This is a genomic window from Nonomuraea purpurea (genome assembly GCF_042650645.1).
Taxonomy (GTDB): domain Bacteria; phylum Actinomycetota; class Actinomycetes; order Streptosporangiales; family Streptosporangiaceae; genus Nonomuraea; species Nonomuraea purpurea.
This window is the reverse complement of sequence record NZ_JBHSBI010000038.1, coordinates 61135-74151: the sequence shown is the minus strand read 5'-3', so window position 1 is coordinate 74151 and position 13017 is coordinate 61135. Positions and strand designations below refer to the sequence as shown.

General features: G+C 71.2%; 10 protein-coding genes. 7 read left to right on the top strand and 3 right to left on the bottom strand.

Translation table 11 applies throughout. From position 1 onward, the window contains the following. Positions 1-57: 57 nt before the first annotated feature. Complete coding sequence (locus tag ACFOY2_RS47245; RefSeq protein WP_379534714.1) at positions 58-2055, bottom strand: hydantoinase/oxoprolinase family protein; 1998 nt, start codon at positions 2053-2055, stop codon at positions 58-60. A gap of 105 nt (positions 2056-2160) precedes the next feature. Here ACFOY2_RS47245 and ACFOY2_RS47240 point away from each other — a divergent pair, with 105 nt between their 5' ends. The 6 genes from ACFOY2_RS47240 to ACFOY2_RS47215 all read left to right on the top strand — a co-directional run bounded on the left by ACFOY2_RS47240 (position 2161) and on the right by ACFOY2_RS47215 (position 10091). After that, the gene (locus ACFOY2_RS47240) at positions 2161-3624 is read left to right on the top strand and encodes a zinc ribbon domain-containing protein (RefSeq protein WP_379534713.1); all 1464 of its coding nucleotides are present in this window, start codon (positions 2161-2163) and stop codon (positions 3622-3624) included. Beyond that, positions 3624-5465 (top strand): serine/threonine protein kinase, encoded by a 1842-nt coding sequence (locus ACFOY2_RS47235; RefSeq protein ID WP_379534712.1) that lies wholly within the window; start codon positions 3624-3626, stop codon positions 5463-5465. Before ACFOY2_RS47240 ends, ACFOY2_RS47235 begins: the two co-directional genes overlap by 1 nt. A gap of 70 nt (positions 5466-5535) precedes the next feature. Further along, a complete protein-coding gene (locus ACFOY2_RS47230; RefSeq protein ID WP_357805576.1) occupies positions 5536-6192 on the top strand; it encodes a response regulator transcription factor in 657 nt (218 codons plus the stop codon). Between the two features lie 70 nt (positions 6193-6262). Next, complete coding sequence (locus tag ACFOY2_RS47225) at positions 6263-8410, top strand: DUF6421 family protein (RefSeq protein ID WP_379534711.1); 2148 nt, start codon at positions 6263-6265, stop codon at positions 8408-8410. Further along, positions 8407-9036, top strand: coding sequence for an SDR family NAD(P)-dependent oxidoreductase (locus ACFOY2_RS47220; RefSeq protein WP_379534710.1), 630 nt, complete (start codon positions 8407-8409; stop codon positions 9034-9036). Before ACFOY2_RS47225 ends, ACFOY2_RS47220 begins: the two co-directional genes overlap by 4 nt. Continuing rightward, on the top strand, positions 9033-10091 hold the full coding sequence (locus ACFOY2_RS47215) for a threonine aldolase family protein (RefSeq protein ID WP_379534709.1): 1059 nt from the start codon (positions 9033-9035) through the stop codon (positions 10089-10091). The genes ACFOY2_RS47220 and ACFOY2_RS47215 overlap by 4 nt, the downstream gene beginning before the upstream one ends. An 11-nt stretch (positions 10092-10102) precedes the next feature. Here ACFOY2_RS47215 and ACFOY2_RS47210 read toward each other — a convergent pair whose 3' ends face one another. Together ACFOY2_RS47210 and ACFOY2_RS47205 are read right to left on the bottom strand one after the other, a co-directional pair. Further along, positions 10103-11524, bottom strand: a complete 1422-nt coding sequence (locus tag ACFOY2_RS47210) for a phytoene desaturase family protein (protein WP_379534708.1) — start codon at positions 11522-11524, stop codon at positions 10103-10105. A gap of 4 nt (positions 11525-11528) precedes the next feature. Further along, on the bottom strand, positions 11529-12149 hold the full coding sequence (locus tag ACFOY2_RS47205; RefSeq protein WP_379534707.1) for a DUF305 domain-containing protein: 621 nt from the start codon (positions 12147-12149) through the stop codon (positions 11529-11531). A gap of 134 nt (positions 12150-12283) precedes the next feature. On the opposite strand from ACFOY2_RS47205, the gene ACFOY2_RS47200 reads away from it, so the two are divergent. Then, a complete protein-coding gene (locus ACFOY2_RS47200; RefSeq protein WP_379534706.1) occupies positions 12284-13006 on the top strand; it encodes a DUF3105 domain-containing protein in 723 nt (240 codons plus the stop codon). Positions 13007-13017 lie beyond the last annotated feature (11 nt).

Genomic DNA, 13017 nt, shown 5'->3' with positions numbered 1-13017 from the left:
CTCCTAATGAGTTCGGGCCCATGTTTCCCTGCTCACTGATGACCTCGACAGGCTCGGTCATGAATCCGTCCTGGTCAGGTGGATGGCGCGGGTGTCGGTCAGGGTCGCGGTCCAGCCGGGCGGGACGACGATCGTGGACTCGGCGTCCTCGACGACGGCCGGGCCGGGGACGGCCCGCATGGTGTCCCTGGTGTGGACGGGGACGTCGGTGTAGCCGCCGCGTTCTGGGAAGTACGCCTGCCTGCTGCCCGGCCGTGAGGGACCGCCGGATGGGTGGGAAGGAGGCGGCGCGGCGCGGCCCGCCAGGGTCGTGAGGCGGACGCGGTAGCTGACCAGTTCGATCTCGCCCCGCTGCGTGATCCCGTACACCTGGGCGTACCTGGCGAAGAAACGCGCCTCCAGTTCCTCGCGTGAGGGCGTCCAGTCCACGGTCAGGTCGTGCGACTGGCCCTTGAAGCGGACGTCCACAGAACGCAGCACCCGCATGTCCGTGCCGACCTCAGCGACCCCGAGGTCGGCGGCGGCCTCGGCGGCCAGTGCGGTGAAGATCTCCTCCGGCTCGTGCGCGTCCAGGCGGGACAGCACCCGGTCCGTCGAGAGCTCGCCCGACAGCAGCCCCGCGGCCGAGGCCACCCCGCAGTACGCCGGCACGACCACGGTCCCGATTCCGAACCGCTCGGCGATTCTGGCCGCGTGCATGGGCCCGGCCCCGCCGAAGGCCACCAGGGCGAAGCCCCGCGGGTCGATCCCGCGCTGCACCGTCACCACGTGCACCGCCGAGGCCATCGAGGCGCTGACGATCTCGTGCACCGCGTACGCGGCCTCCTCCCTGGACACCCCCAGAGGGCCGGCGATCCGGTCGAGCGCCTTGTCGGCCGACGCGGGCGCCAGCGGGATCGAGGCCGAGGAGAGGTAGCCGAGCACAAGGTTCGCGTCCGTGACGGTCGGTTCGCAGCCGCCCAGCCCGTAGCAGGCGGGCCCGGGGGACGAGCCGGCCGAGTGCGGGCCCACGCGCAGCGCGCCCGCCGGGTCGAGCCAGGCGATGCTGCCCCCGCCCGCCCCCACCTCCGCCAGGTCGATGGCGGGCGTCTTGATCGGCACGCCGGTGCCGGCCCGCCGCCCGCCGAAGCTGCCCTTGCCGCCGACGTGGAACTCGTGGGTGACCTCGGGCCGGCCGCCGCGCACCACGCACGCCTTGGCCGTGGTGCCGCCCATGTCGAACGAGATCACGTCCGCGAACCCGGTTCTCGCCGCCGCCAGCACCCCTGCCGCCGGGCCCGACTCGATCGTGGCCACCGCCCGCCTGGCGGCCAGTTCGGCGGAGATCACGCCGCCGCTCGACTCCATGACGTGGACGGGCGCCTCGATCCCGATCCCGGCCAGCCGCTCACGCAGCCGCGACAGATAGGAGGCCATCAGCGGGCCGACGTAGGCGGACATGATGGTGGTGGTGGCGCGTTCGTACTCGCGGATCTCCGGCCAGATCTCCGACGAGGCCACCACGTTGGGGACGACCTCGCGCAGGATCGCGGTCACCCGCCGCTCGTGCTCCGGGTTGGCGTAGGAGTGGAGCAGGCACACGGCCGCTGACTCGATGCCGCGCCGCGCGATCTCCGTGGCGGCCCGCCGCGCCGACTCCTCCTCCAGCGGCCTCAGCACGGCCCCGCGCGCCGAGATCCGCTCCGCCACCTCGAAGCAGTCGCCCGGCGACACCGGCGGGGGCGGCGGGGAGAAGCGCAGGTCGTAGCGGTCCTCCTCGACGCGGGCGTAGCGGCCGAGCGGGATCGCCGCACGGAAGCCCTGCGTCGTGACATAAGCGACGCGGACGCCTTTTCGTTCGAGGACGGCGTTCGTCGCCAATGTGGTGGCGTGGACCACCCGCGTGACCCGCGCCGGGTCGAGGCCGTCGAGCACGCGCGTAACGCCGGTCAGGATGCCCGCGATGGGGTCGTGGGGGGTGCTGAGGCATTTGGCGACGGAGATCGCGCCGGACCGGCGCTGCAGGACCACATCGGTGAAGGTGCCGCCGACATCGACGCCGATCGCGTAACCCATTCAGGTACGTTATGTCCCCGAGCAAGCGCTTGTCTATGTAGCGGTCTATTGACTTACGCCATGTACCAGGGACCCTGGTCGTATACCAGCGTTTGGAGCGGAGAGATGGCGCGCCTCACAGCTCTTGCCGGTGGTGTCGCGGCGGCGATAGTGCTGCTCGCGATGCCCGCGGTGGCGCACGAGCACCCCAGCGGGATCACGGACCTGGTGACGCCGGCCGTGGTGCGCTTGGAAGCCGTGTCCCACGTGGAGATCACCCTGCTCGACCACGTCGGCGAACTCAAACATGTGGAGCGGTCCTACGACATCCCGTTCGGCGCGGGCACGGGGACCGTCGTCAGCCCCGACGGGACGATCGTCTCACTCCGTCGCCTGGCGGTGAACCCCGATGACGTCGCGGTCTACGCGGCCAACAAGATCTTCGCCGAGCACCACAAGGTGAAGATCCCCGTCGACTACAAGAAACACAAGCTCCCTGACGACCTGCTCAACCGCCACCTGCAGGAGTGCTACCCGCCCAAGACGAGCACCGCCACCTGCATCATCGACGTCACCACCGAGATCACGGCCTTCCCGAACGTCTCCCCGGCCAGCGCCGAGGGATTCAAGGTCAAGTGCGTCAAGGCGGGCCCGGACCCCGACAGCCCGGCCGTGCTCGTGCCGGTGACCCCGATGACCGGCAGCGTCGGCATGCCCACCGCGCCCCTGGCCGACAAGGTGCCGGAGAACACGGGCGCGCCCACCAACGTGGCCGGCTTCCTCGGCAGGCCGGGCCCGAACGTCCACCACACCGTCGAGATCGCCCACCTGGGCAAGGGCGGCGCGGCGGGCGGGGCGGGCAGGCCCTTCTCCGACCCGGAGAACAAGGTGGACGAGCCGGTCAAGCTCGGCGGCCTGGCCGACAAGGGCCTCATCGGCGCGCCGATCATCGGCGACAAGGACGGCCACGTCATCGGCCTGCTGGTCGGCGGCGGCAAACAAGGCCGGATGATCGGCATCAGGGAGGTCACCGGCATCCTGGCCGAGGCCAAGGTGGCGCCCCGCAGGGGCGCGATCGACACGGCGTTCGAGGCGGCGCTGACCCGCTACCACACCCGCTACTACACCGAGGCCGCGCCCGGGTTCCAGCGCGTGCTGGAGCTCTACCCCGGCAACGTGGTGGCCTCGGGACTGCTGAAGACCTCGCTGGCCAAGCGCGGCGGCCCCGAGGACCAGGGCACGAAACAGGCCGGGAGCCCGCCGTCGGGATCCATGCCGCTGTGGCCGTTCATCGTGGCGGCCGCGGCCCTCTGCATAGCCGCCGGGGGCGGGGCGTATCTGCTGTGGCGCCGCCGCGCTCCGGACAAGGCGACAGAACTGCCACAGCCGGTCGCGGCCGGCTCACCGCTCGACGACGGCGCCAACCAGACCGTGGTCGTGCGGCGGTCCCAGTCGTTCCAAGTGGTCCCGCAGCAGCAACAGGTGATGACGGCGCCCGACCCGGCCGTCAAGTACTGCACCTCGTGCGGTATGCGGCTCGGCCCCGCGCATCGTTTCTGCGGCTACTGCGGCCACCCCATCGAGACGTGATGCAATTGAACGAAAGATCGCTCATCGGCCAGGAGGTGGCCGGGTACTACATCGAGGACATCGTCGGCAAAGGCGGCATGGCCGTCGTCTACCTCGCGCTCGACCCCCGGTTGAGCCGCCGCGTGGCGCTGAAGATCCTCAACCCGGTGCTCAGCGTCGACGACCGGTTCAGGCAGCGGTTCATCCTGGAGTCCAGGACGGTCGCCAGCATCGAGCATCCCAACATCATCCCCATCTACGAGGCGAACGCCGACGCCGACGGCGTGCTCTACATCGCCATGCGCTACGTGGACGGCCTCGACCTGCGCCGCCTCATCTACGACCGGGGCCCGCTGCCGATCGGCCAGGCCAACCAGATCTTCGCCCAGGTCGCCGCTGCGCTCGACGCCGCGCACGCGCACGACCTGATCCACCGCGACGTGAAACCGGCCAACATCCTGCTGGCCGACAACCACGTGTACCTGACCGACTTCGGCATCACCAAGCACCGCTCGTCGATCTCGGGACTGACGCAGACCGACCAGTTCATCGGCACGCCCCGCTACATGTCGCCCGAGCAGATCAACAAGGAGCACATCGACGGCCGCTGCGACCAGTACGCGCTGGCCTGCGTGGTCTACGAGGCGCTGTCGGCGCGGCTGCCGTTCCAGCGCGAGAACGACATCGCGCTGCTGTGGGCCCACCTGGCCGAGGAGCCGACGCCGCTGTCGCAGCTCAGGCCCGAACTGCCCGCGCAGGTGGACGAGGTGATGGCGCGGGGGCTGGCGAAGTCGCCGGACCAGCGCTATGAGACCTGCGCCGAGTTCGTCACCGCGCTGCGCGACGCGATCAGCGGCCCCCAGGTCGACGCCGTGAACGGCCCGTACCACGGCCCCCAAGCGGCCCCCTACTCCGGCCCTCAGGCCGCCCCCATCTCAGGTTCCGAAGCGACCCCAGGTCCCGAGGCGACCCCCTACGCCGGTCCTCAGGCCGCTCCCACGTCGGGCGCCCACGCGGCCCCCTACGCCGGCCCTCAAGCCGCTCCCACGTCAGGTGCCCACGCGGGCCCCAAGTCCGGTTTCCCGCCGGGCCCGCACCTGGTGCCCCGTCCCAGCCCGAGCCCGCATTCCGGCCCGCAGTCCGTGCCCCGGCAGGCTTCTGCGCAGGCGGGGGCCGGGCAGCGGTTCACGCGTTCGCCGTCCGGACGTTCGGCAGGGGCGCCCGCCGAGCCCACGCAGCCCTCCGCGCCCAAGGGCCGCCCGGGCCGTGTCCCGATCGTGGCCGCGACGCTGGTCGCCGCCGTCGCGGCGCTCGCCCTGGTCGTGATGATCATCATGAGCCATCGCGGCGACACCTGGTCCCGCTACCGGACCAGCTCCGCCGCGCCGCTCACGTTCGAGTACCCGGGCGATTGGACGATACGCACCCACCAGGACCTGTTCGCGGTGGCCTCCCCGCACGCCGAGGAGTTCGAGTCGCTGTTCGTGGCCGGCCCGGGCGCCGACTGGTCGGCGATCTCCGCGGTCGTCGCCGACGACCCCGACAGCGCCTCCGGCGTGTACGTCCAGGTCTCCGACACCCTCGACGCCGGCGGCACCTCCGAGCAGATGAAGGCCAAGATGGAGGCCCTGCTGCCCGGCCAGGTCGACGTCGGCAAACCCGTGCAGGACCAGGCGGGAAACAGCCCCGCCACCCGGTTCGACGGCGCCCTGCACGACCCCGCCACCGGCACCAGGCTGGGCTTCGTCAGCTACGTGATCGACCGGCAGCCCAAGACGATGCTCGTGATGTACTTCTGCGCCAAGGCCACCTGCGACGACGCCACCCAGACCCGTATCAGGCAGAGCGTCCAGGTCTCCTGACTTGCAGCTCACTTGTGCCCGGCTGGGCCTGGGTGTTCAAGCCGGGCACCGGAGGTCTACCCTCCCGCCTGTGGGCATTCGTATCGTCATCGCCGACGACCAGGCGATGGTCAGGGCCGGGCTGCGCATGGTCGTCGACAGCGACCCCGGCATGGAGGTCGTCGGCGAGGCGTCCGACGGGCGCGAGGCCGTCGCGGTGGCCAGGCGGACGCGGCCGGACATCGTCCTGATGGACATCTCGATGCCCAGGCTCGACGGGCTGTCGGCGGCCAGGGAACTGCTGGACACGCCGTCGCCGCCGAAGGTCATCACGCTGACGACGTTCGACACCGACGAGAACCTCTACGCCGCGCTGCGCGCCGGCACCAGCGGGTTCCTGCTGAAGGTGTCGCCGCCCGAGCAGCTCCTGGAGGCGATCAGGGTCGTGCACGCCGGCGACGCGCTGCTCGACCCGGCCGTGACCAGGCGGGTGATCGCCACGTTCGCGGGCCGGGCCGAGCCGACGCCATCGCCCCGGCTGGCCGAGCTGACGCCGCGCGAGCTGGAGGTGCTGCGGCTGCTCGCCCGCGGGCTCACCAACGCGGAGATCGCCAGGGAGCTGTACGTGGGGGAGGCCACGGTCAAGACGCACGTGGCGCGGGTGCTGATGAAGCTGGCGCTGCGGGATCGGGCGCAGGCCGTGGTGTTCGCGTACGAGTCGGGGGTCGTTCGGCCGGGGACGTCCTAAGCGATTTTCGGACATAGCGTTCCAATGTGTATATTTTTCGCCAGAAGGTGGTAGCTACAGGAGATATTTCATGCTTTCGTTTCCCCAGGTGTTGTTCGACGAGGCCCACAGCGAGTCGTGGACCGTTCGTCGCGAGGTGGCCGAGGCCATCAACCCCGCCCATCCCGACGACAACAGCTACGCCCGCGCCGCCGACGTGCTGCGGCGCCTGGGGCACACGGTCACGGCCCGCACGTCGGGGGAGCTGTCCTGCGAGACGCTGTCCGGGCAGGACGTGCTGGTCATCGCGCACCCGTCGGGGGAGCGGTGGGAGCGGACCACCGGGCAGGGCAGCCCGATCTTCTCCGCCGCCGAGCTGGACGCGATCGAGACCTTCGTCGCCGGTGGCGGCGGGCTGGTGGTTCTGGCCGAGGAGGAACAGGACAAGTACGGCAACAACCTGGCCGAGCTGCTCGGGCGCTTCGGGGTGGGCGTCGCGCACACCACCGTGCGGGATCCCCGCCATGCCCACCGCGGCGTGGCCACCTGGGTGCTCGGCGACCGGGTCGGCGCGGACGGGCTGCTGGCCGGCGTCAAGACCGCCTGCTTCTACCGCTCGGGCGTGCTGACCCTCAAGGCCGGGGTCGGGGAGCCCGCCGGACCGGGGGCGCATGCCGAGGGCGGGCGCGTTGCCGGAGAAGGACCGGGGCACGGTGCCGCGGCCGCCGACGTGAGCGTGCTGTTCGCGACCTCGGCGGACGCCGACCCCGCGGGTGCGCCGCTGGCCGTCGCGCTGCGGCACGGCCTCGGGCGGGTCGTCGTCTTCGCCGACTCCGACCTGTTCGGCGACGACTCCATCGACGACTACGACCACCGCGTGCTCTGGGGGAACGTCGTCACCTGGGCCGCCCGCGTCCCCTCCGACGGCGCCGGCGCCGAGGCGGACGAGGTCAAGGCGGCGGCCTTCGCCCGGCTCAAGGCGGTCGTCGAGGAGCTGCGGCCGCTCCAGGTCAAGGACGGCTCGGTGCCGGAGGAGAAGGAGCGGGCCAAGGCGCTGGTGACGGCGATCGCCGAGGAAATACGCGAAATTTCCGCGTATTTCCCGCATGACGCCGCCTACCTCGACACCGTCCGGCACGACCTCGCCCGATGGGCCGACCAGGACCTCGGCGTCCCCGACTTCCTGGACTCCCTGGAGCAGTTCCACCCCGACACCCAGCGCGTGGACGGCCTGGAGCACGTCGTGGTCTTCCCCATGTACACCCAGAACGGCAACCAGAACCGCAACCTCGAAGCCGTCTGGATCCGCACGATCTGGCCCGACTGGCTGGCCGCGCTGGAGGCGGGCGGCTACGACAACCCGATGTTCGTGCCGATCGCCTTCCAGGACTTCACCTCCGGCTACGACACGCACTCGGCCGTGCTGTTCCCCGAGACGGTCGCGGTGCGGCAGGCGCCGGAGCGGTTCACCTGGGGCGGGATCTTCGCCGACCGCGAGGCCGCCCGCTTCCGCAGGGTGGCCGGGGCCGCCGCCGCGACGCTCAGGCTCGACCTGCCGCCCGGCGCGGCCAGGCTGCTGCACTCCCAGCGGCTGGCGCAGGAGACGTTCGTGTTGTGGGATCTGATCCACGACCGCACCCACAGCCATGGCGACCTGCCGTTCGACCCGTTCATGATCAAGCAGCGGATGCCGTACTGGCTGTACGCGCTGGAGGAGCTGCGCTGCGACCTGACCGCGTTCGGCGAGGCGGTGAAGCTGGAGCGGCAGGGCGTGCCGCACGCCCGCCACGTGCAGGACGCGATCCTGTTCGACCGGCTGTTCAGGTTCCCGATCACCGGGGCGCGGGTGCGCAACTACGACGGGCTCGGCGGGCAACTGCTCTTCGCCTACCTGCACCGCAACGACATCGTGCGCTGGACGGACAACCGGCTCTCGATCGACTGGGAGCGGGTCGCCGACGGCGTGGCCGACCTGCGGGGCGAGGTCGAGAAGTTGTACCGCGACAGCATCGACAGATCCAAGCTGGCCCACTGGCTGGCGGCCTACGAGCTGGTGAGCGCGTATGTGCCCGCGCACCCCGGCTCCACCTGGGCCAAGGGCGTCCAGGCGCTGCCGGAGGAGCAGAAGGCCAAGGTGGACGCGGTGCTGCCGGACGAGTTCCCGCTGAGCATGTTCTACGAAGCACTGCGCCGTAAGCTGACCGATGTGGTCGAATCGACTAAGGGACTCCGGGCATGATCATTCTGGTAACCGGGGCGGCAGGCCCCACTGGTGAGGCCGTTTGCCAATATTTCGGGAAAAATGGTCACACCGTGATCGGCGTCGACAAGAACGACGTCGACCTCCTTGACCGCGCCGCCGTCCACGACCTGGCGGAGCGGATCGCCCAAGAGCACGGGCGCGTCGACGGCGTGATCCACCTGGTCGGCGGCTGGCGCGGGTCCAGCACGTTCGCCGAGACCAGCCTCGACGACTGGAACCTGCTGCACGACCTGCTCATCCGCACCCTCCAGCACGTCTCGCTGGCCTTCGAGCCGCTGCTGCGCCGCAGCGACAACGGCCGCTTCGTGATCGTCTCGGCCAAGGCCGCCGAGCGTCCGAGCGCCGGCGGCGCCGCGTACGGGGCGGCCAAGGCGGCGGCGGAGGCGTGGACGCTCTCGCTCGCCGACGCGCTCACCGGCACGCCGAGCGCCGCGACCATCCTGGTCGTCAAGGCCCTGGTGAACGACGCCATGCGCGCGGCCAAACCGGACGCCGCCTTCTCCGGCTTCACCGACGTCAACGACCTGGCAGCGGCGATCGGCGGCCTCTACGACCGCCCCGCCGCCGAGATCAACGGCACCCGATTGGACCTCACTTCTTGATTCCCCGGCACGACCCCCAGCTCAAGACGTTCGCCAGCGACAACTACGCGGGCGTGCACCCCGAGATCCTCCAGGCCATCGCCACGGCCAACGGCGGGCACCAGACCGCCTACGGCGACGACGTCTACACCGAGGCGCTCCAGGAGGTCTTCCAGCGGCACTTCGGCGAGCAGGCGCGGGCCTGGCCGGTCTTCAACGGCACGGCCGCCAACGTCGTCTCCCTGCGCGCCATGACCGCGCAGTGGGAGGCCGTCATCTGCGCGGAAAGCGCCCACATCAACACCGACGAGGGCGGCGCGCCCGAGGTCGTGGGCGGGATCAAGCTCCTGAGCGTGCCCACGCCCGACGGCAAGCTCACGCCCGAGCTGATCGACAGGCAGGCGTGGGGCTTCGGCGACGTGCACCGGGCCCAGCCGCGCGTGGTGTCGATCTCCAACAGCACCGAGCTGGGCACCGTCTACACGCCCGACGAGATCGCCGCCCTCTGCGCCCACGCCCACGAGCGGGGCCTGCTCGTCCACCTCGACGGCTCCCGCCTGACCAACGCCGCCGCCGCGCTCGACGTCCCGATGCGGGCGCTGACCACGGACGCGGGCGTGGACGTGCTCTCCTTCGGCGGCACGAAGATCGGCCTGCTGTATGGCGAGGCGGTCGTCGTGCTCAACCCCGACGCCGCCCGGGGCATCGACTATCTGCGCAAGACGTTCATGCAGCTTTCGTCGAAGATGCGCTTCGTGTCGGCGCAGTTCGAGGCGCTGCTCTCCGGCGACCTGTGGCTGCGCAACGCGCGGCGGGCCAACGCCATGGGCCGCCGCCTGGCCGAGGCCGTCGGGGACATCCCCGGCGTCGAGGTGACCAGGCCGGTCGAGGCCAACGCGGTCTTCGCCGTGCTGCCGCCCGACGTCATCGGCCGGCTGCAGAAGCGTATGCGCTTCTACACCTGGGACGAGGCCAGGAACGAGGTGCGCTGGATGTGCGCCTTCGACACGACGGAGGCCGACGTGGACGCCTTCGCCGAGGCCGTCGCCGAGGAGATGGGCTCAGCTCGCTCCTGAGAGCGCCGCCCCTACGACGTCGATCCTGACGGCGCCGCCCCCGACAGGGCCAGGCGGGCGGCCTGCCAGCCGCCCACGCCGTGCACCGACGCGCCCGGCGGGGTCGAGGCCGAGCAGAGGAACACCCCGGGCAGCGGCGTGCGCCACGGCGCGGGCGACCAGACCGGCCGCCTGACGAACTGCGTCAGGCTCGCCAGCCCGCCGCCGATGTCGCCGCCGACGAGGTTGGGGTTGCCCGCCTCCAACTCGGCCGGGCCCATCGTGTGCCTGGCCAGCACGCGGTCGCGGAAGCCAGGGGCGTACCGCTCGATCTGCGTCTCGATGGCCTCGGTCATGTCCGCGCGCGAGCCGTTGGGGACGTGGCAGTAGGCCCACAGGGTGTGGCCGCCCCGCGTCGGATCGGCCGCGTACGGCTGCACGAGCAGCACGTACGGGCGCGGCGACCGGCGCCCCGCGGCCGTCTCGGCCTCGCTGAGCACGATCTCCTCCAGCGTCCCGCCCAGGTGCACGGTGCCCGCGCCGGCCACCGAGGGGTCCCGCCACGGCACCGGCCCGTCGAGCGCCCAGTCGACCTTGAACACCCCCGGCCCGTAACGGAAACGCTCAAGGCGGCGGCGGTAGGCGGGCGGCAGGTCGGCCAGCTCCAGGAACTGCCTGGGGGTGACGTCGAGCACCACGGTCGGCGCGTCCAGCTCCGCCAGGCGACGCACCCGGTGGCCGGTGACCGCCTCGCCGCCGAGCGACCTGAACTCGGCCACGAGCGCGTCGGCCAGCACCTGCGAGCCGCCCCGCACCAGCGGCCAGCCCACCAGGTGGGCCAGGGACGCCAGCAGCAGGCCGTAGCCGGCCGTGATGGGGGCGCGCAGGTCGAGCATCGAGTGCGCGGCCATGCCCGCGATCAGCGCCCGCGCCTCCACGGTCCTGAACGCCCGCCGCGCGAACGTCGTGGCCGGCAGCAGCCCCGCCGCCCCGAACCTGGCCGCCCGCAGGAACGTCGCCGGTGGCACCCGCCACGGCCCCAGCGGCTTGAGCAGCAGCTCCACCAGCGGGAACCCGCCCTTGGCCGTCGCGCCGACCGTGGCCAGCCACGCGCCCGCGTCGCGCCCGAGCCCTTCTGCGGTGCGGCGCGGGTCGCGGTGCACGAGCACGGCCGGCCGGTCGTCGAGCGGATGCGCGGCGGCCACCGGCGGATGGGCGAACTCGACCCCCTTGAGCTCCAGTTCGCGGAAGGCCGGAGAGGCCAGCGCCATGGCCATCACGGTCGCGCCCAGGTCGTGGACGCGCCCCGGCAGCGTCAGCTCACCGGAACGCAGCCCGCCGCCGAACCGGTCGGCGGCCTCAAGCAGCAGCACCTTCCGCCCGGCGCGGGCCAGCAGGACGGCGGCGACGAGCCCGTTGGGGCCGGAGCCCACGACGACCGCGTCGGCGCTCATCGGCCTACTGCGGTTTCAGGATCGACGGATAGGGCTGCGCGCCGCGCTTGTTGAGCAGGTCCGTCATGAGCTTGATCTCCCCGCTCTGCCCCTCGACGATGTTGCGCGCCATGCCGACCACCTCGCCCCGGGTGGAGAGCTTGAGCAGGCCGTCGGCCATCTGCACGCCGCCCTCGTGGTGGCGGATCATGAGCTGCAGGAACAGCACCTCGGCCACCTGACCCTGCGCCTGCTTGAGCTTGGTCAGCTCTTCTGGGGTGGCCATGCCCGGCATCGAGCCGGGCGCGGTCTTGGCCCCGGCATGGCCGTGACCGCTCATCCAGGCCATCGGCCGCTGGTCGGTCGCCTGGGTGAGCTCCCACTGCTGCAGCCAGCCCTGGAACATGCCGCGCTGGTTGGCCTGGGTGTTGATGATGTCGAAGGCCAGGTTCCTGATCTCGGGGGCGGAGCTTCTGTCCCTGATGATGAACGCCATGTCGACGGCCTGCGCGTGGTGCGCGGCCATGTCGCGGGCGAACCCGGCCTCTGGTGAGTTGTCGCCCGGAGTGCCTTCTGGGCCGAACAACACGAACGCGGCGACGGCGAGCACCAGCACGCCGCAGACGACGAGAAGTGGTTTTCTCACGGGCTTTTCCATGACCCGTCCAGCGTACCCACCCGCCGGACACGGTCGTGATCGGACGCTTATGCGCCCCTTATTCTCCGCATACGCCTGGAGGGCATAGGGTGACCCGGAGTTGGTACGCCGATGGAGGGACGATGACGAAGGAGAAGGCGCAGGCGCGGCGCGAGCATCTGCAGAAGATGCGGGCCGAGCAGCAGCGCAAACAACGCCGCGCCGCGTTGCTCATGTGGGGGACGGGCGGGCTCATCATCGTCGTGCTGGTCGGTTTGGTCGGGTTCTACCTGGTCAACCAGGCCCGTGAGACCTCGCTCGACGCCGTGAGCAGCGTCAAGTACGAGGCCGGGAAGCACGTGTGGACCTCCGTCAAGTACAAGGAGACGCCACCGGTGGGCGGTGAGCACAACAACTACTGGCAGCAGTGCTCGACCTACGACAAGCCCATCCACCCCGAGCACGCCGTGCACTCGCTGGAGCACGGCGCGGTCTGGATCACCTACCGGCCCGACCTGCCCAAGGAGCAGGTCGACAAGCTGAGGGAAGTGACCTCCTCCACGGGCCAGCAGGACTACATGCTGGTCAGCCCCTTCCCCAACCTGCCCGCGCCGGTGGTCGCCTCGTCCTGGGGCCACCAGCTCAAGCTGAACAGCCCCGACGACCCCAAGCTCGGGGCGTTCATCAAGCGCTACCAGAACGGGCCCGACACGCCTGAGGCCGGTGCCAGCTGCAGCGGCGAGTACGCCATCTCCACCACCGCCGACCAGGCCCCGCTGCCGCCGGAGCCCAAGGGCGAGCAGCAGCAGCAGACGATGCCGACGGAGAGCCTCGCGCCGCAGCCCAGCCAGTCGCAGCAGCAGTAGGGGGCCCGGAG

What these genes read in the sequence shown, in the direction of transcription:
- ACFOY2_RS47245 (WP_379534714.1), bottom strand. Translation starts at nt 2,055, where the DNA reads ATGGGTTACGCGATCGGCGTCGATGTCGGCGGCACCTTCACCGATGTG.
- ACFOY2_RS47240 (WP_379534713.1), top strand. Translation starts at nt 2,161, where the DNA reads ATGGCGCGCCTCACAGCTCTTGCCGGTGGTGTCGCGGCGGCGATAGTG.
- ACFOY2_RS47235 (WP_379534712.1), top strand. Translation starts at nt 3,624, where the DNA reads ATGCAATTGAACGAAAGATCGCTCATCGGCCAGGAGGTGGCCGGGTAC.
- ACFOY2_RS47225 (WP_379534711.1), top strand. Translation starts at nt 6,263, where the DNA reads ATGCTTTCGTTTCCCCAGGTGTTGTTCGACGAGGCCCACAGCGAGTCG.
- ACFOY2_RS47220 (WP_379534710.1), top strand. Translation starts at nt 8,407, where the DNA reads ATGATCATTCTGGTAACCGGGGCGGCAGGCCCCACTGGTGAGGCCGTT.
- ACFOY2_RS47210 (WP_379534708.1), bottom strand. Translation starts at nt 11,524, where the DNA reads ATGAGCGCCGACGCGGTCGTCGTGGGCTCCGGCCCCAACGGGCTCGTC.
- ACFOY2_RS47200 (WP_379534706.1), top strand. Translation starts at nt 12,284, where the DNA reads ATGACGAAGGAGAAGGCGCAGGCGCGGCGCGAGCATCTGCAGAAGATG.